Source organism: Microbacterium sp. 3J1 (assembly GCF_001049495.1).
Lineage (GTDB): Bacteria > Actinomycetota > Actinomycetes > Actinomycetales > Microbacteriaceae > Microbacterium.
This window is the reverse complement of record NZ_CDWI01000011.1, coordinates 830,552-850,800: the sequence shown is the minus strand read 5'-3', so window position 1 is coordinate 850,800 and position 20,249 is coordinate 830,552. Positions and strand designations below refer to the sequence as shown.

19 protein-coding genes and 2 tRNA genes are annotated in these 20,249 nt (G+C 68.7%); 6 read left to right on the top strand and 15 right to left on the bottom strand.

Features of this window, described 5'->3' with window-relative positions:
* Positions 1-498, bottom strand: a complete 498-nt coding sequence (locus tag BN2660_RS13115) for a DUF427 domain-containing protein (protein WP_091232805.1) — start codon at positions 496-498, stop codon at positions 1-3.
* Between the two features lie 36 nt (positions 499-534).
* On the opposite strand from BN2660_RS13115, the gene BN2660_RS13110 reads away from it, so the two are divergent.
* Positions 535-1,128, top strand: coding sequence for an LON peptidase substrate-binding domain-containing protein (locus tag BN2660_RS13110; RefSeq protein ID WP_091232802.1), 594 nt, complete (start codon positions 535-537; stop codon positions 1,126-1,128).
* 23 nt (positions 1,129-1,151) lie between these two features.
* On the opposite strand, the gene BN2660_RS13105 is transcribed toward BN2660_RS13110, so the two are convergent.
* Positions 1,152-2,156, bottom strand: a complete 1,005-nt coding sequence (locus tag BN2660_RS13105; protein ID WP_091232799.1) for a TerC/Alx family metal homeostasis membrane protein — start codon at positions 2,154-2,156, stop codon at positions 1,152-1,154.
* A 250-nt stretch (positions 2,157-2,406) separates the two neighbouring features.
* Between BN2660_RS13105 and BN2660_RS13100 the strand changes: the two genes are divergently transcribed.
* Positions 2,407-2,964, top strand: a complete 558-nt coding sequence (locus BN2660_RS13100) for an RNA polymerase sigma factor (RefSeq protein WP_091232796.1) — start codon at positions 2,407-2,409, stop codon at positions 2,962-2,964.
* The gene (locus tag BN2660_RS13095) at positions 2,961-4,058 is read left to right on the top strand and encodes a DUF4349 domain-containing protein (RefSeq protein WP_091232792.1); all 1,098 of its coding nucleotides are present in this window, start codon (positions 2,961-2,963) and stop codon (positions 4,056-4,058) included. Before BN2660_RS13100 ends, BN2660_RS13095 begins: the two co-directional genes overlap by 4 nt.
* Before the next feature lie 119 nt (positions 4,059-4,177).
* Here the strand turns inward: BN2660_RS13095 and BN2660_RS13090 are convergent.
* Positions 4,178-4,250 (bottom strand) — tRNA-Glu (locus tag BN2660_RS13090).
* Positions 4,251-4,402: 152 nt separating this feature from the next.
* On the opposite strand from BN2660_RS13090, the gene BN2660_RS13085 reads away from it, so the two are divergent.
* Positions 4,403-5,041 carry an MBL fold metallo-hydrolase gene (locus tag BN2660_RS13085; RefSeq protein ID WP_091232789.1) on the top strand — a complete coding sequence of 213 codons (639 nt, stop codon included), beginning with the start codon at positions 4,403-4,405 and terminating at the stop codon, positions 5,039-5,041.
* 2 nt (positions 5,042-5,043) lie between these two features.
* Positions 5,044-5,562 (top strand): GNAT family N-acetyltransferase, encoded by a 519-nt coding sequence (locus BN2660_RS13080; protein WP_369690555.1) that lies wholly within the window; start codon positions 5,044-5,046, stop codon positions 5,560-5,562.
* Here the strand turns inward: BN2660_RS13080 and pepN are convergent.
* The 9 genes from pepN to BN2660_RS13035 all read right to left on the bottom strand — a co-directional run bounded on the left by pepN (position 5,559) and on the right by BN2660_RS13035 (position 16,907).
* Complete coding sequence (gene pepN, locus BN2660_RS13075; protein ID WP_091232786.1) at positions 5,559-8,042, bottom strand: aminopeptidase N; 2,484 nt, start codon at positions 8,040-8,042, stop codon at positions 5,559-5,561. The two genes, BN2660_RS13080 and pepN, sit on opposite strands and share 4 nt — an antisense overlap.
* Positions 8,043-8,116: 74 nt before the next feature.
* Positions 8,117-9,076 carry a DNA topoisomerase IB gene (locus BN2660_RS13070; RefSeq protein WP_091232783.1) on the bottom strand — a complete coding sequence of 320 codons (960 nt, stop codon included), beginning with the start codon at positions 9,074-9,076 and terminating at the stop codon, positions 8,117-8,119.
* Between the two features lie 191 nt (positions 9,077-9,267).
* Positions 9,268-9,339 (bottom strand) — tRNA-Gln (locus BN2660_RS13065).
* Positions 9,340-9,436: 97 nt separating this feature from the next.
* On the bottom strand, positions 9,437-10,942 hold the full coding sequence (gltX, locus tag BN2660_RS13060) for a glutamate--tRNA ligase (RefSeq protein ID WP_091232780.1): 1,506 nt from the start codon (positions 10,940-10,942) through the stop codon (positions 9,437-9,439).
* Between the two features lie 12 nt (positions 10,943-10,954).
* Positions 10,955-12,235 carry an MFS transporter gene (locus BN2660_RS13055; RefSeq protein ID WP_091232777.1) on the bottom strand — a complete coding sequence of 427 codons (1,281 nt, stop codon included), beginning with the start codon at positions 12,233-12,235 and terminating at the stop codon, positions 10,955-10,957.
* The gene (locus tag BN2660_RS13050) at positions 12,232-13,008 is read right to left on the bottom strand and encodes a fumarylacetoacetate hydrolase family protein (protein WP_091232774.1); all 777 of its coding nucleotides are present in this window, start codon (positions 13,006-13,008) and stop codon (positions 12,232-12,234) included. Before BN2660_RS13050 ends, BN2660_RS13055 begins: the two co-directional genes overlap by 4 nt.
* 81 nt (positions 13,009-13,089) lie before the next feature.
* On the bottom strand, positions 13,090-14,190 hold the full coding sequence (locus BN2660_RS13045; RefSeq protein ID WP_091232771.1) for a branched-chain amino acid aminotransferase: 1,101 nt from the start codon (positions 14,188-14,190) through the stop codon (positions 13,090-13,092).
* 62 nt (positions 14,191-14,252) lie between these two features.
* Entirely contained in the window at positions 14,253-15,296 is a 1,044-nt protein-coding gene (locus BN2660_RS13040; RefSeq protein WP_091232768.1) for a 3-isopropylmalate dehydrogenase, read from the bottom strand.
* A 75-nt stretch (positions 15,297-15,371) separates the two neighbouring features.
* On the bottom strand, positions 15,372-16,907 hold the full coding sequence (locus tag BN2660_RS13035) for an MFS transporter (protein ID WP_091232764.1): 1,536 nt from the start codon (positions 16,905-16,907) through the stop codon (positions 15,372-15,374).
* A gap of 112 nt (positions 16,908-17,019) precedes the next feature.
* Here BN2660_RS13035 and BN2660_RS13030 point away from each other — a divergent pair, with 112 nt between their 5' ends.
* Positions 17,020-17,565, top strand: coding sequence for a TetR/AcrR family transcriptional regulator (locus BN2660_RS13030; protein ID WP_091232761.1), 546 nt, complete (start codon positions 17,020-17,022; stop codon positions 17,563-17,565).
* A 76-nt stretch (positions 17,566-17,641) separates the two neighbouring features.
* Here the strand turns inward: BN2660_RS13030 and serA are convergent, their stop codons facing one another.
* From serA to BN2660_RS13015, 3 genes are all read right to left on the bottom strand, one after another.
* Positions 17,642-19,246, bottom strand: a complete 1,605-nt coding sequence (serA, locus tag BN2660_RS13025; protein ID WP_091232757.1) for a phosphoglycerate dehydrogenase — start codon at positions 19,244-19,246, stop codon at positions 17,642-17,644.
* Positions 19,247-19,360: 114 nt separating this feature from the next.
* The gene (locus tag BN2660_RS13020) at positions 19,361-19,711 is read right to left on the bottom strand and encodes a hypothetical protein (protein ID WP_091232754.1); all 351 of its coding nucleotides are present in this window, start codon (positions 19,709-19,711) and stop codon (positions 19,361-19,363) included.
* Positions 19,708-20,211: a hypothetical protein gene (locus BN2660_RS13015; RefSeq protein WP_255305163.1), complete on the bottom strand. Its 504-nt coding sequence runs from the start codon at positions 20,209-20,211 to the stop codon at positions 19,708-19,710. Before BN2660_RS13015 ends, BN2660_RS13020 begins: the two co-directional genes overlap by 4 nt.
* Positions 20,212-20,249 lie beyond the last annotated feature (38 nt).

Below are 20,249 nucleotides of genomic sequence, written 5' to 3'. Positions count from 1 at the left end.
CTACCACCCCAGCGAGCCCGGCACGCCCTTGAACGGTCCGACGACGGAGGACGTGACCCACCCGCCGTAGAAGCCGCCGGGTTGCGGGAAGACGACCTCGCCGCCGACGGTGCACTCGTCCATCGGCCCCGCGTAGACCGCGACCCGGTCGTCGAGCTCTTCGAAACCCGCCGACGGCTGCGGGTAGTTCCACGCCGCACCGGCGGCTACGAGGCCACCGCCGCGCACGTCGAGATAGCGCGCGGCCCCTTTGAACTCGCAGAAGGAGGAGCCGGAGGCCTCCGTGAGCGCACCCGCGACGAAATCGGCCATCGGCAGGTAGTAGACGGGCGGATGACTGGTCTCGAGAACGCGCAGCGCGTCGCGCGTGTCGGCGATCAGCTCACCGCCGAGACGGATCGTGACGCGTTCCGGCACCCGCTCGACCCGGGGCGGCCGCGGATAGTCCCATACCGACTCCTGACCGGGGGCGGGAGCAAGAGGTCGAGGTCTGCGCATCTGTTCACTGTACGTCGCGCGGTGTTGACTGGGGGCATGGCCGTTCAACCGATGTTCCCCCTCGGGTCGGTGCTCTTCCCGTACACGCCTCTGCCGCTGCGCGTGTTCGAGCCGCGCTACCTCACGATGATCGGGCATCTGCTCGACGAGGACGACCCGGAGTTCGGCGTCGTGCTCATCGAGCGCGGTCATGAGGTCGGCGGCGGCGACCGACGCAGCCGCGCCGGCACGATGGCCCGGCTGTTGACCGTCTCGGCGGGTGCCGAGGTGCTCCATGCCGTGGCGGTCGGGACGGGGCGCTTCACCGTCGACCGGTGGATGGACGACGCCCCGTTCCCCCGCGCCGAGGTCACCCCGCTTCCCGAGCTCACCTGGAACGACGCGCTCGCTCCGCTGCGGACGGAGGCAGAGGCCATCGTGCGGCGCGTGCTCGCCCGCACCGAGACCGGCTGGGATGCCGACACCGAGCTCTCGGACGACCCGGTGGCCGCAGCATGGCAGCTCGCCGCCATCGCGCCCCTGGGCGAGTACGACCGGTATACGCTGCTGCAGTCGACGACGATCGGAGCGCTGCTCGGTCAGGTCATCGACCTCACGCTCGGAGCCGAGCAGCTCTGGTCAGCCGGGTAGGCGCCGGGTCGGCCTCCCCGGCCTCACTCCACGATCGCGGCGCGCTTCTCGGCCCGTCGCTCCCGCGACGACGCGATGAGGCTGGCCACGGTGGCCACCGTCATCGAGACCAGGATCACGGCGAGCGAGACGAGGTTGTCGATGTCGGGCACCCACTCGACGTGCTCGCCGCCGTTGATGAACGGCAGCTCGTTCTCGTGCAGTGCGTGCAGGATCAGCTTGACGCCGATGAACCCGAGGATGACCGCGATGCCGTAATGCAGGTAGCGGAGGCGGTCGAGCAGGTCGCCGAGGAGGAAGTACAGCTGTCGCAGACCCATCAGAGCGAAGATGTTCGCCGCGAAGACCAGGAAGCCGTTCGTGGTGATCTCGAAGATGGCGGGGATGGAGTCGATCGCGAAGATGAGGTCCGTGACGCCGATCGTGATGAACACGATGACCATCGGGGTCCACATGCGCTTGCCGTCGACCGTCGTGCGGATCTTCGATCCGTCGTAGTCCTCGCTGATGTCGATCCGACGGCGCAGGAGACGGACGACGAAGTTCTCCCTCTTGACCTCGCCCTCGTGATCGCCCTCCGGCATCGCCTGGCGGATCGCCGTCCAGATGAGGAACGCGCCGAAGATGTAGAAGATGGGCGAGAAGTGCTCGATGATCGTCACGCCGACGAGGATGAACGCGCCGCGCAGGATGAGCGCGATGATGATGCCGACCATCAGGACCTGCTGCTGCAGGCGCCGCGGCACGGCGAACTGCGCCATGATCAGCACGAAGACGAACAGATTGTCGATCGACAGGCTGTACTCGAGCGCCCAGCCGGTGATGAAGTCCCCCGCATTCCGCCAGCCCGCGACGTTGCCCAGCAGCACCGCGAAGAGCAGAGCGAGCGCCACGTAGAACACGACCCACAGGGTCGACTCCCTGGTCGAGGGGATGTGCGGGCGAAGGCGGATGAGAAGCAGGTCGCCGATCAGGATGATCGTGAGGACGATCATCGAGGTGATCTCGAACCAGACGGGGATGTCCAAGGGCGCTCAGGGCCTTTCGGGAGGATGGGTATGAAAAGTACCGAAAGTCTCTCCCACGCACAGAGTGCGTCGCACGACCGGAGCAGCGATGACGGTGCTCGTGATGACGGTGGATGCGCTTGCGGGATACTCCCTCTCGCGTGACCCATGCTAGCGGAGCATGAACGGTATGTCGGCGGGTCTGCACCGATTCTGAGACGATGGGGCGTCGTCCGACACTTCCTGGTGAGAGACACCGAACGGAATCGGGATGCCCGTGCAGACGAGTGATCAGAGATGGGCGGCACAGGCCGCGGCAGGTGACGAGAGCGCCTTCCGCGAGCTGTACCGCCTCCACGTGCGGCCGGTCTACTGGATCGCCCACGGCATCCTCGGCTCCCCTGCGGATGCCGAGGACGTGGCCCAGGAGACCTTCGTGACCGCGTGGCGCAAGCTTCCGGATCTCGAGCTGCGGGGCGAGTCGATCCTGCCGTGGCTGGCCACCATCTGCCGCTTCCAGGCGGCGAATCGACTGCGACAGCGCAGGAGGGATCAGGCGCACACCGCCGAGGCGGTCGACGACAGCGTGCCCTCGACGGTCAGCGTCGAGGAGCAGGTGATCACGGCCGCGTTGGCGGAGCGCATCGCCGTCGAGGTCGGCACGATGAGCGATCTCGATCGAGCGATCTTCCGGCTGTGCGCGGCGGAGGGCTACGCCTATCAGGCTGCCGCCGAGGAGCTCGGGGTGAGCCACGCCATCGTCCGGAACCGTCTCTCCCGAGTCCGCACCCGACTGCGCGGTGCCGTGAAGGAAGCGAGCGACGCATGAGCGACGACACCACGAACACCGACCTGCCCCCCTTGTCCGACGCCCGTGTGAGGCGGATCGAGGACGCCGTGTTCGCAGAGATCGTGAAGGGACGGCCCCAGGCCACAGCGCCCTCCGTCCGTGCGCGCTCGCGACGCCGGAACTGGCTCACCGGAGCGGGCATCGCGGCCGCATTCGTCGCGGGCGTGCTCATCACTCCCCCGATCCTCACCTCCGTCGGAGGATCGGGGAGCAGCAGCACCGCGGACGGCGCATACACCGTGACGCAGGAGAGCGGTCCGGAGTCCGCGGTCGGCTCTGCGGATCGCAGCCTCCCCGGATCGGTATCGGATGAGGCGGAGATGTCGACCGTCGTCCCTGGCGCCGCCGAGGACGTGAACCGCGAGATCATCGCGAACGCCAACGCCACGGTCGAAGTGGACGACATCTCTGCGGCCGCCGACGCTGTCGCAGCTCTCGCTGAGTCCCGCGGCGGCTACGTCGAGAGCACGGAGGTCGGCAAGAGCGTCGCCGTGGACGGCGCCTCCGCACCGATGCCCGCGGACCCGGGCTACGGGTGGATCAGCATCCGCGTGCCCTCTGCGGATCTGACCGCGGTGATCGACGCGCTCTCCGACACCGGGGACGTCGTCTCATCCTCAGTGACGAAGCAGGATGTGACGTCGACGGCGATCGACCTCCGGGCGCGGGTCGATGCCACGCGCGCCTCGGTTCAGCGGCTCACGGAGCTCATGTCCCAGTCTGGGACGGTCGCCGAGCTCATCGAAGCCGAAGTGGCCCTGACGGACCGTCAGGCCCAGCTGGAGTCGTACGAGCAACAGCTCACGGCTCTCGAGGATCAGGTGTCGATGTCGAGTCTGCAGGTGCAGCTCACACGCACCGCCGAGCCGACCACCGCAGATCCGGCGGGCTTCGGCGACGGACTCCTCGCGGGGTGGAACGGGCTGGTGGTCTCGCTCAACGCGGTCGTCATCGCAGCCGGCTTCCTGCTGCCATGGCTCGCGCTCGCCGGCGTGGTCGTCCTCGTGGTCTGGCTCATCCGCCGTGCGCGTCGTACCCGTCGCGCGGTCGCAGAGCCGCGCTCCGAGGAGTGACGTTCGCCCCCGTCACCCTCCGTCCGCGGAGCAGCGCCCGCCGCTGCTCCGTGGAATATGGAGCAGTGCAGAAATGAAGAAAGCCCTCCGGCGTGCCGGAGGGCTTTCTTGGTGTTGTGTGACCCCAGCGGGATTCGAACCCGCGTTACCGCCGTGAGAGGGCGGCGTACTAGGCCGCTATACGATGGGGCCGTCTGGCGGAGGATTCCTCCGCGCGACAACTGTTCAAGTATGCCACGGCGATTCTCACCTCGCCAAATCGACGCCGGAGCCATACGATTCCCGGGCGTGGCGCGCCGTGACGGGCGTTTGCCTCCCGGGCGATGAGGGAGTTGACTCATGCCATGCGCGTCACGAAATTCGAACATGCCGCCCTCCGCATCGAACAGGGTGCCGACGTCCTCCTCGTCGATCCTGGTTCCTTCACCTCTCCCCTGAGCGACCTCAGCGCCCTCGTCGGTGTGGTCATCACCCACGAGCATCCCGATCACTGGACCCCCGAGCATCTCGACCGCATCCTGCGCGCCGCGCCTGGCACCCCGATCTACGCGCCCTCCGGCGTCGCGCGAGCGGCCGACGGCTACGACATCACGGTCGTCGCCCCCGGCGATGTCCTCGAGGTCGGCGCCTTCACGCTGCGATTCTTCGGCGGCACGCATGAGGTCATCCACTCCTCCCTCCCGGTGGTCGAGAACGTGGGCGTGCTCGTGAACGACGCGTTCTACTATCCCGGTGACTCCTACGCGATCCCCGAGGGCATCGACGTAGGCACCCTCGCGGCTCCGCTCGGAGCTCCGTGGCTGAAGATCGGGGAAGCGATGGACTACGTGCTCGCCGTGAAGCCCCGACGAGCGTTCGGCACGCACGACATGACGCTGTCGGTCGCCGGGAAGACCATGCACCGTCAGCGCCTGCAGTGGGCGACCGAGCAGGACGGCGGGGAGTTCTTCACGCTCGAGCCCGGCGATTCCCTCGACGTCTGATCGTGAGCCCACGCAGGCTGCTGCCCGAACCGACCGCTCGCCTTCGCTTCCGCGAGATGATCGACGGCGACCTCGACCGCATGTCCGAGATGCTCGGCGATCCCACCGTGATGGCTTTCTACCCCGCACCGAAGACACGCGGCGAGAGCGCCGATTGGATCGACCGTGCTCGTCGCAGCTACGAGGAGCACGGGCACGGCCTCTGGATCGTCGAGACCCAGGAGGGCGACTTCGTGGGCGATTGCGGGATCACCTGGCAGTCGTCGAACGGTCGTCCCGTCCTCGAGGTCGGCTACCACGTGCGCACGGATCTGCAGGGGCGAGGCTATGCCACGGAGGCCGCCACCGCATGCGTCGCCCTGGTGCGCCGTGAGCTCGCCCCGACGCTGCTCACGGCGATCATCCACCCCGACAACACGGCGTCGCGGAGGGTGGCCGAGAACCTCGGCATGACGCACATCGACGATGACCGTGCGCACCCCTGGATCGTGCGCACGGTCATGGGCATGCAGCTCGCCTAGGACCCCGTCGCACGGACGCGGAGATCACGTGCGAGGTGGTCGCGCTGTTCGATCACGATTCGGCGCAGCGCGGCGGGGGCATCCTCGTGCCCGTCGAGCCACGCATCCACCTGGTCGAGCGACTCCGCCGCGGGGAACAGCCCTACCACGAGGCGCTGCGCCAGCTCGATGCTCCGAGTGCGCCAGACGCCCTCGATACGCTCGAAGTACTCCCCGTCGTACTGGGCCACGAGATCTCGTCGCCCGCCCGCGCGGAACCCGGCGATCTCGGCGTCGAGGTGATCGTTGCTCAGCGACTCGTCGGTCCACGCCGCGTCCCACGCCGCTGCGCGCACGGCGGCCTCGGGCCGGGACGCGAGAGAGCGTCGCGCAGCCGTCCGCCCGGTTCCGGTGTCGTCGCGCTCCAGTTCGCTCGCGACCGCCGCGGCATCGGCGTGACCGGTGGTCGCGAGCGCGGTGAGCAGCTGCCAGCGCAGGTCGGGATCGACGGTCAGCCCGGCGGGTACCGCGCCGTCGAGCAGGGCCCGCAGCTCCTCGTGACGCTCGTCGTCGAACGCCGACGCCGTAGCGAGCGCGCGAGCCCACGACAGCTGCGCGTCGCTGCCCGCCTGAGCGGTCTGCAGCGCCTGCCACGTCGCCTCCACCCATTCGCGGTGCTCCTGCGCACGCATCTCCTCGGGCATGAAGTGCCGGATGGCGAAGAGTGCGTTCGCCTGCACCCCCGTGAGCAATCCGATGTTGGGCTCGTGCGGGGCATGCGCGCGGACGATCGCGGTGTATCGAGCCGCCGCGAGCTCTCCGTCACGAGTCGCGTTCCAGAGCGCGGACCAGACGACGGCCCTTGCGAGGGGGTCTTCGATGGATGACAGGGACTCCTCGACGGTCGCGAGAGAGCGCCCGTCCAGGCGCACCTTGGCGTAGGTGAGATCGTCGTCGTTGAGCAGAACCAGATCGGCCTCGGCGAGCTCGATCGACGTGCGCTCGTCGTGCACGTCGAGCTCGACGCGGTCGCGCCGCACGATCCGCCCCTCGGTCCTGTCGTACAGACCGATGCGGAGGCGGTGCGGCCGAGGCTCGCTCTGCACGAGGGTCGCCGTGCCATCCGCGTCCCGCTCGAGCCGAAGCGTCGACACACCGGTCGTCTGCAGCCACGCCTGAGACCACTCGGTCATGTCCCGTCCGGACACGGCGCTGAGCTGCACGAGGAAGTCGTCGAGCGTCGTGTTGCCGAACGCGTGCGCCGCGAAGTACCTGCGCGCGCCCTCGAAGAACGCGTCATCGCCGACGAACGCCACGAGCTGCTTCAGCACCGCCGCACCCTTCGCGTACGTGATGCCGTCGAAGTTCAGCTTCGCGGCCTCCAGGTCGGTGATGTCGGCGACGATCGGATGCGTGGTCGGCAGCTGGTCCTGCTGATACGCCCAGGCCTTGCGGCTGGCGGCGAACTTCACCCAGGCGTCATGGAAGCGCGTCGCCACGGCTGAGGCGTGCGCTCCCATGTAGTCGGCGAAGGACTCCTTGAGCCAGAGATCGTCCCACCACTTCATGGTGACGAGGTCCCCGAACCACATGTGCGCCATCTCGTGGAGAATCGTGTTCGCGCGCGCGGCCCGCTGCGCCTCGGTCGCGGCACCGCGCGAGAGGTACGACTCGGTGAACGTCACGAGCCCGGGATTCTCCATCGCGCCGAGGTTGTACTCGGGCACGAAGATCTGGTCGTACTTGCCCCAGGGATACGGGTGGGCGAACGCGTCGGTGAAGAAGTCGAGCCCCTGTCGGGTGATCTCGAGGATCTCTTCGGCTTCGAGGTACTGCGCGAGCGAGCGGCGTGCCAGCAGTCCCAGCTGGAGGCGCTGGTCGTCGCGCTGCCACTCGCCGTCGACGCGCGCGTACGGCCCCGCGGCGACCGCCGTGATGTAGCTGGAGATCGGCAGGGTGGGCCGGAACGTCACGCGCTGAACACCGACACCGACGTCCACCGAGGCCGCGGCCTGGTTCGAGAGGACCTCCCAGCCGGCGGGCGCGTCGACCACGAAGGTGTACGGCGACTTGATGTCAGGCTGCTCGAAGCACGCCATCACCCGCCGGGAGTCCGCGGGCTCGTACTGCGTGTACAGGTAGGTGAGGTCGTCGGCGGGGTCATGGAACCGATGCATCCCCTCGCCCGACCGGCTGTACGCCCCCATCGCCTCGACGCGCACGACGTTCTGCGCCGAGAGTCCGGAGAGCGTGATCCTGGCTCCGTCCCAGACCACGGCCTGCTCGGCCCCGTTGACGACGACGCGGTCGACGGACTCTCCGATGAAGTCCAGCCACGTCGAGGTCTCGGTGGACGCGAAGTCCAGCGTCGTGACGGTCGAGAATCCCGACCGCGCGCGCTCCGGCGCCCCGGTCAGGTCGAGTTCGACCGTGATGCTGCGCACCGAGACCGCGGCGGATCGTGTGGCGGTCTCGCCGCGGGTGAGGTTGGCTGTGTGCATGCCACCATCCTGTCATCGAGTGGCTGTCGGGTTCGATGGCGTCGGTCACCACCGCCCGGCTCCAGCCGGAGGAACTATCTGCCCAGGAGCTTTCTGATCGCCGTCTCCGGAGAGACGCTGAGGTCGAGCATCCGACCGCGCGCATAGAGACGGAACACCCGCGGATCGATGTAGCTGTTGCGCGCCACGGCGATCGTGTTGCCGAGAGCGGATGCCGTGGCCTGGACGGCCAGGCGCTCGGCGCGTCGCCGCTCGTTCGCGGTCTCGAGTCGTCCGATCCGCGCCAGCGCGTCGGCGGCGAGGATCGTCCCGTGCAGGGTGCGGAAGTCCTTGGCCGTGAATGCTGATCCCGCCACCTTTCGCAGGTAGTCGTTGACCTCTCCGGACGTCAGACGCACCCGGCGACGGCCCTTGCGGTAGGCCAGGAGGGGCGCGCGGGGAGCGCCGACGGCGAACTCCGACAGCGCATCGGCGAGCGGCCCGTCCGTGATCTCGATGGACGCGAGCTGGCGGCTCTTCGCCGGGAAGCTCAGCGCGACGGTGCTTCCGTCGACGCGCACGTCGCGCCGGCGGAGGGTGCTGAGCCCGCGACTGCCGTGTTTGACGAGGTAGCGCTCGGAGCCGATCCGCAGCGCCGCGTCGTCGAGCAGCCGGAAGGCCACGGCGAGAGCCCGCTCCCGCGTCAGCCCGGGCTGGTTGATCGCACGGGTGACCTGTGCGCGCGCCGACGGGAGGGCCGCGGCGAGCTTGAGAGCGCGCGCGAACTTGCGCTGGTCACGCCCGGCTCGCCACAGCGGGTGGTAGAGGTACTGGCGCCGGCCGGCACCGTCTGTGCCCACAGCCTGGATATGCGCGAGCGGTTCGGCGGCGATCCACACGTCAGTCCAGGCAGGTGGGATCGCCAGATCGCGGATGCGCTCGCGATCGGCCTCACCGGCCGGCTGATCCGCGGCGTCCAGGTAGCGGAATCCCGACCCCGAGCGGACTCTCCGGAACCCCGGCTCCTCCCCCGGAACGACTCGTGTCAGTGCCATCCGCTTCCTCTCCCTGCCGACCATCACCGCGTGCCGACGGGAACAGCCTGCGCAGATGCGGCCGAGCGGAGAAGGGCATGGCGCCGAGCGGAAGCAACCTGCTATGCAGGGGCGCACGGGGCCTGTCGTCGCGACCTCGCATCGTCCGTGAACGACGAAAGCCCGCGGATATCCGCGGGCTTCTCATCGTGCTGGGGTACCTGGACTCGAACCAAGAACAACGGAACCAGAAACCGCCGTGTTGCCAATTACACCATACCCCAAGGGCGAAACCGGAGTTCCGCACCGAGAGTCAAGCTTACCCGAGCGGCGACAGGAATACCAAAACGGCCGACAGCCGCTCGCCGCCCGGGCGCGCCTTCACCTCGTCAGGAACTCCGACAGCGCGCGAAGGCGGCGCAGCGACTCGTCCTTGCCCAGCAGTTCCATCGACTCGAACAGCGGCGGCGAGATGCGGCGGCCGGTGATCGCGACACGCGGAGGCCCGTAGGCGACGCGCGGCTTCAGCTCGAGCTTCTCCACGAGCGCCGCTGCCAGCGCCTCCTGCACCTTCTCGGGCGTGAAGTCCTTCACCGGCTCCAGTGCCGCGACGCAGGCGTCGAGCACCTGCGCGGCATTCGCAGGCAGGCCCTTGAGCGCATCGGCGTCGTACGAGACCTCATCGGTGAACAGGAAGCCCACCATTCCGGGGACCTCGCCCAGCATCTGCACACGCTCCTGCACGAGAGGCGCCACCCGGAACGCCAGCACGAGCTGGTCGTGAGAGGGCTCGTCGAAGAGCCCGGCCGCGGCGAGGTACGGGATCGTGCGCTCGGCGAAGTCCTTCTCCCCCAGCATGCGGATGTGGTCGCCGTTGATCGACTCGGCCTTCTTCTGGTCGAAACGCGCCGGGTTCGGGTTGACGTTCACGATGTCGAACGCCTCGGTGAACTCCTCGAGCGAGAACACATCGCGATCCGGCCCGATCGACCAGCCGAGCAGGGCCAGATAGTTGAGCAGTCCCTCGTGGATGAACCCGCGTTCGCGATGCAGGAAGAGGTCCGCCTGCGGATCGCGCTTGGAGAGCTTCTTGGTGCCCGTCTCGCCGAGCACGAGGGGCATGTGCGCGAAACGCGGGACGAACGTCGTGACGCCGGCATCGATGAGCGCCGCGTAGAGGGCCAGCTGACGAGCCGTCGACGGCATGAGGTCCTCGCCTCGGAGCACGTGCGTGATGCCCATCAGGGCGTCGTCGACGGGGTTGACGAAGGTGTACAGCGGGATGCCGTTCGGCCGCACCACGACGAAGTCCGGGAAGGACCCAGCCGGGAACGTGACCTCGCCGCGGATGAGGTCGACGTACGTCAGGTCCTCATCCGGCACGCGCAGACGCAGAGCCGGCTCACGGCCCTCGGCCCGGAAGGCGGCCTTCTGCTCGTCAGTGAGCGTGCGGTCGAAGTTGTCGTATCCGAGCTGCTTCGCTCGGCCTGCGGCCTCATTGCGGGCGTCGATCTCCTCTGCCGTCGAGAAGCTCTCGTAGAGCGCCCCTGTGGCCATGAGCTTCTCGATCACGCCGCGATAGATGTCGTGGCGCTCGGACTGACGGTACGGCGCGTGCGGGCCGCCGACCTCGACACCCTCATCCCAGTCGATCTTCAACCAGGTGAGCGCGTCGACGAGCTGGCGGAAGCTCTCCTCGCTGTCGCGAGCGGCGTCGGTGTCTTCGATGCGGAACACCATCTTCCCGCCGGTGTGGCGGGCGTACGCCCAGTTGAACAGAGCGGTTCGGACCATGCCGACGTGCGGCAGACCGGTCGGCGAGGGGCAGAAGCGGACGCGGACGTCGGCACCACTGGCAGTCGTGGTGAGGGGGTGAGGAGTAGCCATAGCCCTTTGATTCTACGGCGCGGCCGGGCTCGCCCCCGCGCGGCCGCGGGAGGCCAGCGGCGACAGCGCGACGATCGCGACGACGATGACGGATGCCGCGATACCGAGGCCTGCGTACTGGAAGTTCGACAGGATCACACCGGCGAGTACCGCGCCCGCCGCAGCGGAGAGGCTCATGAGCGAGTCGCTGCGGCCCTGTCGACGCGTCCGCAGTTCGGGGGCGCTCGATTCGGTGAGCAGGGCGGCTCCGGCGACCGTCGCTGCGCTCCAGCCCAGTCCGAGCAGGATCAACGCGACGATCACTCCCCACTCCTTGTCGTTGGCGAACACGGCGAACGCGAGCGCTCCGCCGAGCAGCAGCTGTCCCAGCAGCACGACCCGCAGGCGCCCCCAACGGTCGGCCAGGATGCCGAAGACCGGCGACAGCGCGTACATCCCGCCGACGTGGAGAGCGATCGTGATGCCCACGAGCGCCGAGACATCGGCCGGGGTCGGCGCCATGCCCTCGCTGCCGTGCGCCATGTGCGCGAGATGCACGGGCGTCATCGCCATCACCGACGCCATCACGACGTGCGAGCCGGCGACGGCGAAGATGGCGTACCGCGCCACGAGCGGACGATCGACGATCGCCTTCCCTGTCGCCGCCGCAGCCGCCGTCGCGAGCAGCTGGGCCGCGAGCAGGGGATCCGGTCGCAGGGCGACGAGGTAGAGGATGAGCGCCGCGCACTGCGCCACGAAGGAGAACGCATAAGACCCGGTCTGCGGCGGCATGCCGATCGCCGCACCGACGATCTCGCCGGGTCCGAGCAGCAGCGGGCCGGCGACTCCGCCGATCGTCGTCGCCCACACGACGATCGACAGATCACGACCCCGGTGCTGTGCAGCAGCGAGATCGGTCGCGGCGAAACGGGACTGCAGGTTCCCGGCGTTCCCGGCGCCGATCATGAGGATCCCCGCCAACAGCAACGGGAACACTCTGAGCGATGCCGCGAGGATCACCACCGCGATGCCCACGAGGGCGAACAGGTTGCCGAGGGTGAGCGCCCGGCGTCGACCCACCTTCGCCGCGAGGCGGGCGAGCGGGATCGCGCACAGCGCCGCACCGAGGGTGACGGATGCCGTCGCGAGCCCCGAGAGCGCATCGCTGCCGGAGAGATCGGCTGCGAGCAGCGCACCGAGCGACACCGTGGCGCCGAAGGCGATCCCGCCGAGCACCTGGCCGAGGGACAGCACGAGCACCGTCCGACGCTGCACGGCAGCCTGTTGGGCGGCCGTGAGCGCGACGACGGTCATGAGGCGCGTGGTGCGTCGCCCACGGAGTTGCGCAGGATCCCCAGGCCGGTGATCTCCACCTCGACCGTGTCTCCGGCGCCGAACTCACCGACACCGGCCGGGGTGCCGGTGAGGATCACATCGCCGGGCAGCAGCGTGAACACCGCAGACGCGTACGCGATGATGTCGGCCACCGAGTGGATCATGTCCGTCAGCGGGGCCTTCTGGCGCACCTCTCCGTTGACCCGGGTCTCGAGCGTCGCGGTCGCGGGGTCGAAATCGGTGTTGATCGTCGGGCCGAGGGGGCAGAACGTGTCGAACCCCTTCGCACGAGCCCACTGCCCGTCCTTGCGCTGGAGGTCGCGCGCCGTGACGTCGTTGGCGATCGTGTATCCGAGGACGTGGTCGAGGGCACGCTCGGCCGTCACATTCTTCGCGACCTTCCCGATCACGACGGCGAGCTCGCCCTCGTGCTCGGTGCGCTCCGAGATCGCCGGGCGCACGATGGCGTCTCCCGGACCGATCACGGAGGTGTTGGGCTTGAGGAACAGCAGCGGCTCCTCGGGTGCCTCACCGCCCATCTCGGCGGCGTGGTCGTGATAGTTCTTGCCCACGCAGACGATCTTCGAGCGAGGGATGACGGGAGCCAGGATCACCGCATCCGCGATCGGCACCCGATCGCCCGTCGTCTCGTACCCCGCGAAGAGCGGGTCTCCCACGAGGACGACGAGGTCGGTGTCATCGACGATCCCGAAGAGGATGGCGTCATCATGGCTGAATCGGGCGATCTTCATGGTTCCCAGCCTAGCCAGCGGCACCGACGACGAGACCCCGCTTCGCCGACGGGGCGGAGCGGGGTCTCGGAGTCGAAGCAGTCAGGCGTCGAGTCGCACGAGCCAGCCGTGCCTGTCCTCCCGGCGTCCGTACTGGATGTCCGTGAGCTCCTCGCGCAGCGACAGGGCGAGCTCGCCGAGCGGCTGCGGCTCATCGAAGCCGTCGCCCACGAGAGCGCCGATCGGAGTCACGACCGCTGCCGTCCCGCACGCGAAGACCTCGACGATGTCGCCGGAGGCCACGCCGTCGCGCCACTCGTCGATCGAGATCGGTCGCTTCTCCACCGCGTAGCCACGGTCCTCGGCGAGCTGCAGCAGGGAGTCGCGGGTGATGCCCTCGAGGATGCTGTCGGACTGGGGCGTGACGACGCGTCCGTCCTTGAACACGAAGACGACGTTCATGCCTCCCAGCTCTTCGACGTCGCGGTTCTCATTGAGGAACACGACCTGGTCGCAGCCCTTCGCGCTCGCCAGGGCCTGCGGCAGCAGGCTCGACGCATAGTTGCCACCCGTCTTCGCCTTGCCGGTGCCTCCGCGACCGGCACGGGAGTGCTCCTCCGACAGCCAGATGCGCACGGGCTTCACGCCACCGGTGAAGTAGGCCCCCGCCGGGCTGGCGATCACGTAGTAGGCGACCTTCTGCGCGGCGCGGACGCCGAGGAAGGCCTCCTTCGCGAACATGAAGGGACGCAGGTAGAGGCTCTGGTCGGCACCGGAGGGCACCCATCGCCCGTCCACCGCGATGAGCTCGCGCAGGGACTGGATGAAGTACTCGGTCGGCAGCTCGGGGAGGGCCAGGCGGCGGGCGCTCTCCTGCATCCGCGCCGCGTTGCGGTCGGGACGGAAGGTGTGCACGGATCCGTCTTCGTGGCGGTAGGCCTTGATCCCTTCGAAGATCTCCTGCGCGTAGTGCAGGACGGAGGCCGCCGGGTCGAGCGGGATCGGACCGTAGGGCTGCACGCGGGGTCGGTGCCACCCGCCCTTGACGGACCAGCAGATGTCGACCATGTGATCCGTGAAGACGACGCCGAATCCCGGGTTCTCATGCACCTCGGCGACTCGCGCAGGAGTGGCCGCGTTGAGGTTCCTGGTCACGGCGAACTCCAGCGGAGCCACGGTGGCCTGGGCGTCGATGGTCGTCATCTGTCTTCCGTTCGTTGTGGTGTGGGCGCATCCTCGCGCCGTTTTCAGCCTACGCCTGTCGCTCAGACGCGTGCAGCGATCGCGGAGCCGATCTCCGCCGTGGTGCGGGCGGTGGAACGAGCCGCGATGTCGGCCTCGACCGCCGCGCTCACCCGCGCGGCCTCCTCCGTCAGACCGAGGTGATCGAGCAGCAGGGCGACAGAGAGGATGGCCGCGGTCGGGTCGGCCTTCTGCTGACCCGCGATGTCCGGAGCAGACCCGTGCACGGGCTCGAACATCGAGGGGAACGCGCCGTCCGGGTTGATGTTGCCCGAGGCGGCGAGGCCGATCCCGCCCGTGACCGCGCCGGCGAGATCGGTGAGGATGTCCCCGAAGAGGTTGTCGGTGACGATCACGTCGAAGCGCGCGGGATCCGTCACGAGGAAGATCGTGGCGGCGTCCACGTGCAGGTAGTCGACCTCCACGTCCGGGTGGTCGGCAGCGACCTCGTTCACGATGCGCTGCCAGATCGCTCCGGCGTGGACGAGCACGTTGGTCTTGTGCACCAGCGTGAGCTTCCGGCGGCGGCGCTCGGCGAGGTCGAAGGCGTAGCGGACGACGCGCTCGACGCCGAAGGCGGTGTTGACCGAGGTCTCGTTGGCGATCTCCTGCGGGGTGCCCTGTCGGATCGACCCGCCGTTGCCGACGTACGGCCCCTCGGTGCCCTCACGCACCACGACGAAGTCGATCTCCCCCGGGCTCGCGAGGGGGCCGGGGGCGCCGACGAAGAGCTTCGACGGGCGCAGGTTGACGTAGTGGTCGAGAGTGAAGCGCAGCTTCAGCAGGAGACCGCGCTCGATGTTGGCGTTCTTGAGGCGGACGTCCCCGGGGGTGCCGCCCACGGCGCCGAGGAGGATCGCGTGGTTCTGCGCGATCGCCTTCAGGTCGTCGTCGGTGAGCGTGTCGCCGGTCTCGAGGTAGCGGGCAGCGCCGAGCGAGAACCGGGTCTTGTCGAAGGTCACGTCGCTCTCGGCGGTGACCGCGTCGAGGACCTTCTCCGCCTCGGCGACGACCTCGGGACCGATGCCGTCACCGGGGATGACGGCCAGCTTCACGACACGCGACATGACACTCCTTGCATCGGGATGAACCGGCCGACGCTCAGACGGACGCCGAACCGGCCGGTTCTCCCAGCGTACTGGTCAGTGCGAGGGGGCCTTGCGCAGTGTGACGGCCGCGATCGCACCGGCCAGGACGACCAGTGCGGCACCGATGAGCGAGGTCACCATGACACCCGATCCGAACGCGGCCGACGCTGCATCCCACAGCGCGTCACCCAGCTGCGCCGGGAGGTCCTGAGCAGCGGTGTAGGCCCCGGCGAGCGTCTCTCTCGCGGCACGCGCAGCCTCTGCGGGGATGTCCGTCGGTATCACCAGCGCGCCACGGTAGAACGCGGTGATGAGACCACCGAGGACGGCGGTGCCCAGCACGGCTCCGAGCTCGTAGGCGGTCTCGGACACGGCACTGGCAGCCCCTGCCTTCTCCGCCGGAGCGCTCGAGAGGATCAGCTCGTTCGAGATCGTCTCGGCGGCACCGATGCCGATGCCCAGCACCACGAAGGCGATGATCAACGGGGCGACGCCGTGGTCGGCGGTCGTGAAGGCCACGAGCAGGTATCCCGCCACGGAGAACGCGAGTCCCGCCGGCACCAGCACATGCGGACGGACGCGCCGGGAGATCGGCACCACGGAGAGCCCGGCCACGATCATCGCGGCCATGCCAGGCACGAGTGCCGCGCCCGCGGCCATCGGTGAGAGACCGAGGACCAGCTGGAGGTGCTGGGACACGAAGTAGAGGAAGCCGACGAGCGCGACGACGCTCAGCAGATTGACGAGGATCGCACCGGAGAACGACCCGCGGCGGAACAGAGCCATGTCGAGCATGGGGACGTCGGCACGAAGCTGACGGCGCACGAAGAGGTAGCCCATCGTGACTCCGAGCAGCGCCCACATCCCCGCGGTGAGGCTCGGACCGTCGACCGCCAGCGACTTGATCGCGTACACGACGGGGATCATCGCGGCCATCGACAGCACGATGCTCACGAGGTCGATCCGGCCCGGCGCGGGGTCGCGGCTCTCCGGGACCAGAAGCGGCGCGGCGATGAGGAGCGGGATGAGCACGGGCACGGCGATCAGGAAGACCGAGCCCCAGTCGAAATGCTCGAGCAGGAAGCCGCCGACGATCGGTCCGAGAGCCGATCCGGCCGAGAAGGCGGAGGCCCAGACGGCGATGGCGAGCCTTCGTTGGTCGCGGTTCGTGAAGATCGAGCGCAGCAGGGAGAGTGTCGACGGCATCAGCATCGCGCCGAAGAACCCGAGCAGCGCTCGGGCCGCGATCAGCAGACCCGCCGTCGGGGCGAACGCCGCAAGAGCCGATACCGCGGCGAAGCCCGTGGCGCCGATCAGCAGCATCCGCCGGCGGCCGAAGCGGTCGCCGAGGGTTCCCATGGTGACGAGGAGGCCGGCGAGCACGAGGGGGTAGACGTCGATGATCCACAGCTGCTCGGCGCCGGTGGGCGCGAGCGCGATGGAGATCTCGGGCAGTGCGAAGCTCAGCACCGTATTGTCCACCGACACCAGGAGCACCGGCAGCATCAGGACGACGAGCGCCGCCCAGCCGCGGGCTCCGACACGGGGAGCATCCGTCTCTGTCGTCGGGATCGACGCAGTACGGGTCATGGAACACCTCTCAGGATCACGACGGCCTCGTTACTAAACCGTCCAGATGGTATAGTAACAGAACCGTCACAGGGTCGCGATACTGTGAAGCGCGACGAACAGAGGATTCCCGATGCCCCGACCTCCCCTGGCCCGCGAACGCGTTCTCGACGCGTTCGAAGAGATCGTCATCGAAGACGGTGAACGCGCGGCCACGCTCGACGCGACGGCCAAGGCCGCCGGCGTCTCGAAGGGCGGGCTGCTGTACCACTTCGGCTCGAAGGAGGAGCTCGCGGCAGGTCTGATCGAGCGTCTCGATGCGCTCACCACACTCGACCTCGAGCGTATGACGACGGCCGAGGAAGGGCCGGTGGCGTACTACATACGCACCTCGGTGATGGAGGACGACGCGCTCGACCGCGCCCTCATCGCCGCCACTCGGCTGGCCCAGGGCGGGTCGGCACCCGCCGCCGACGCGCTGCGCCGCAATCGGGATCGCTGGGAGGACACCATCCGTCCTCACGTGCGGGATGCCGCGAGCCTCGACCTCGTGATGCTGCTGAGCGACGGCCTGTACTTCAACAACTCCCTGGATGTGCACGGCCCTGAGCGTCTGGTCCCGAGAAGCGACGAGCTGTCCGACCTGATCGCGCTCGTACTCCGCGCCACGGCGCCCTGACGCGCCACGGAACGACGAAGCGGGAGGGGCGACCTCACGGTCGCTCCTCCCGCTCTCGTGTCGGGGTCTCCCCCGATCAGATCTCGGTGATCTCGATCTGACGGAAGAGGTCGGCGTCGATCTCGCTGCGGAGGTCGTCGAGCAGCTCGTCCGGTACCGGCGAATCCAGCGTGAGCACGCTGAGCGCCTGGTCGCCCGCGCCGAGGCGCGAGATCTGCATGCCTGCGATGTTGATGCCGGCCTCGCCGAACTTCTGACCGTAGACCGCGACGATGCCGGGCCGATCGGTGTAGAGCATCACGACGTGGTGCTTCTCGATCGGCAGCTCGAGCGCATGGTCGTTGATGGCGACCAGCTTCTCGGACTGCTTCGGACCGGTGAGGGTGCCGGACACCGAGAGCTGCGAGCCGTCGGACAGCGCGCCGCTCAGGGTGATGACGTTGCGGTACTCGTCGCTCGCGTCGTCCTTGAGCAGGCGCACCGCGATGCCGCGCTGGTCCGCGAGCAGCGGGGCGTTGACGTACGAGACCGTCTCGCTGACGATGTTCGTGAAGACCCCCTTGAGGGCCGCGAGCTTCAGCACGCTGACGTCGTAGTCGTTCAACTCGCCGTGCACCTCGACGTCGAGGCTCGTGAGAGGCGACGTCGCGAGGGCAGCGAAGATCTGACCGAGCTTCTCGACGAGCGAGATCCCGGGACGCACGTACGGGTCGATGACTCCCCCGGCGACGTTGACCGCGTCGGGAACCAGGTCGCCACCGAGGGCGAGGCGGACCGAGCGAGCGACCGACACCCCGGCCTTCTCCTGAGCCTCGTCGGTGCTCGCGCCCAGGTGGGGCGTGACGACGACGTTCGGCAGGTCGAGCAGCGGACGTGCGGTGCCGCCCTCTGCCGGAGGCTCCGAGGTGAAGACGTCGAGCCCCGCACCGGCGATCTCACCGGCGACGAGCGCGGCGTGCAGGGCTTCCTCGTCGATCAGCCCGCCACGGGCGACGTTGACGACGAATGCGGTCGGCTTCATGGCCGCGAACTGCTCGGCGCCGATCATGCCGGTCGTCTCGGGCGTCTTCGGCATGTGGATGGTGAGGAAGTCCGACTCGGCGACGAGCTCGTCGAGCGAGAGGAGCTGCACTCCGAGCTGCTGCGCTCGTGCCGAGGTGACGTAGGGGTCGTAGGCGACGACGCGCATGTCGAATGCGGCGAGGCGTGCGGCGACGAGTGCACCGATGCGGCCGAGGCCGACGATGCCGACTGTCTTCTCGAAGAGCTCTGCGCCCGTGAACGAGCTGCGCTTCCACTGACCGGCGGCCAGCGATGCGTGGGCCGCGGGGATGCGACGGGCGAGGCTGAGGATGTGACCGACGGTGAGCTCGGCCGCCGACACGATGTTCGACGTCGGCGCGTTCACCACCATGACACCGGCCGACGTCGCGGCCTTGATGTCGACGTTGTCGAGACCGACGCCGGCACGAGCGACGACCTTGAGCTTCGGCGCGTGGGTCAGCGCCTCTTCATCGATCCGAGTCGCCGACCGGATGAGCACGGCGTCCGCGTCCGCGAGTGAGGCGAACAGTGCCTCGCGGTCGGTTCCGTCGACGTTGCGGACGTCGAAATCGGGGCCGAGGGCCTCGATCGTGGCGGGAGAGAGAACTTCGGCGATGAGCACGACGGGCTTCGGCACAGGGATCCTTCGGGGCAGCGCGACAGGGGGCCGATGCGCCGCACACCGTGGGGGCGCGATCACCTCAACTGTACCCGAGGGCGCCCGCTGCTCCGTGCCGTGTGACGTCGCCGATCACGCCGAGGGGACGACCAGATCGGCCATGTTGAGGATGCTGTAGCCGATCAGGCTGAGCCAGAAGACCGCCACGACCCCGAGTCCGGCGAGCAGCACGAGCGCCAGCTCACCGACGCCGCGGCGGAGACCGATCGCCGTGGCGAAGACGAAGACGAGAGCGGGGAAGACCACGCCGAAGAGCAGGGTCACCCACCCCAGTCCGGTGAGACCGCTCTGCGCCATCGAGACGAGATGCGCGACGGCGTTCCACACCGCGTACGCGTAGAAGAGACCGGCGAGCCCCAGAATGAGGCCGCGCAGCCAGCGGGGCGACCGCACGCCTTCGACGGATGCCGCTGCGCGGGTCATACTCCGACCACCCCCACGGTCACGAAGGGCCAGGGCACGAGCAGAACGACTCCGAGGAACAGCAGACCGATGCGCACCCAGCTCGCTCTGCCTCGAGTGAGGACCCAGACGGCGAGGAACCACAGGGCAGGCGCCGCCACCGCGAGCACGAACCACGGGACGTACATGGCGTCGGCCACGATGAGGTTGGCGAGAGGCTTGAGCCGCAGACCCCCGGCCACCCACCCCGCGCTGTACAGCAGGAAGATGCCGCCGACGACACCGGCGACCAGCAGCATCGCGGCGCTGAGCGGCGCGCGCTCGTCAAGTTCCGCATCCCCATCCGCATCGAGAGCCTCGGTCTCCGCCTCCTCGCTCTCCTGGCGGTCGAGATCCCCGCCGTCGGCCGGCGGCGGCACGGTGACCGGCGGCGCTGTCCGAGGCACCTTCTCCGGCTCGGGGCGGTGCGGCGGAGCATCCTCATCGCCGTCCCAGTTCAGGGCGTCGGAATCGGGAGTCATGTCTCCAGCGTAGGACACGGCGTCCATTAGGCTCGGGG

Excerpts from the sequence above, each read along its gene's own strand:
- BN2660_RS13115 (WP_091232805.1), bottom strand. The coding sequence starts at position 498 with ATGCGCAGACCTCGACCTCTTGCTCCCGCCCCCGGTCAGGAGTCGGTA.
- BN2660_RS13110 (WP_091232802.1), top strand. The coding sequence starts at position 535 with ATGGCCGTTCAACCGATGTTCCCCCTCGGGTCGGTGCTCTTCCCGTAC.
- BN2660_RS13100 (WP_091232796.1), top strand. The coding sequence starts at position 2,407 with ATGCCCGTGCAGACGAGTGATCAGAGATGGGCGGCACAGGCCGCGGCA.
- BN2660_RS13095 (WP_091232792.1), top strand. The coding sequence starts at position 2,961 with ATGAGCGACGACACCACGAACACCGACCTGCCCCCCTTGTCCGACGCC.
- BN2660_RS13085 (WP_091232789.1), top strand. The coding sequence starts at position 4,403 with ATGCGCGTCACGAAATTCGAACATGCCGCCCTCCGCATCGAACAGGGT.
- pepN (WP_091232786.1), bottom strand. The coding sequence starts at position 8,042 with ATGCACACAGCCAACCTCACCCGCGGCGAGACCGCCACACGATCCGCC.
- BN2660_RS13070 (WP_091232783.1), bottom strand. The coding sequence starts at position 9,076 with ATGGCACTGACACGAGTCGTTCCGGGGGAGGAGCCGGGGTTCCGGAGA.
- gltX (WP_091232780.1), bottom strand. The coding sequence starts at position 10,942 with ATGGCTACTCCTCACCCCCTCACCACGACTGCCAGTGGTGCCGACGTC.
- BN2660_RS13055 (WP_091232777.1), bottom strand. The coding sequence starts at position 12,235 with ATGACCGTCGTCGCGCTCACGGCCGCCCAACAGGCTGCCGTGCAGCGT.
- BN2660_RS13050 (WP_091232774.1), bottom strand. The coding sequence starts at position 13,008 with ATGAAGATCGCCCGATTCAGCCATGATGACGCCATCCTCTTCGGGATC.
- BN2660_RS13045 (WP_091232771.1), bottom strand. The coding sequence starts at position 14,190 with ATGACGACCATCGACGCCCAGGCCACCGTGGCTCCGCTGGAGTTCGCC.
- BN2660_RS13040 (WP_091232768.1), bottom strand. The coding sequence starts at position 15,296 with ATGTCGCGTGTCGTGAAGCTGGCCGTCATCCCCGGTGACGGCATCGGT.
- BN2660_RS13035 (WP_091232764.1), bottom strand. The coding sequence starts at position 16,907 with ATGACCCGTACTGCGTCGATCCCGACGACAGAGACGGATGCTCCCCGT.
- BN2660_RS13030 (WP_091232761.1), top strand. The coding sequence starts at position 17,020 with ATGCCCCGACCTCCCCTGGCCCGCGAACGCGTTCTCGACGCGTTCGAA.
- BN2660_RS13020 (WP_091232754.1), bottom strand. The coding sequence starts at position 19,711 with ATGACCCGCGCAGCGGCATCCGTCGAAGGCGTGCGGTCGCCCCGCTGG.
- BN2660_RS13015 (WP_255305163.1), bottom strand. The coding sequence starts at position 20,211 with ATGACTCCCGATTCCGACGCCCTGAACTGGGACGGCGATGAGGATGCT.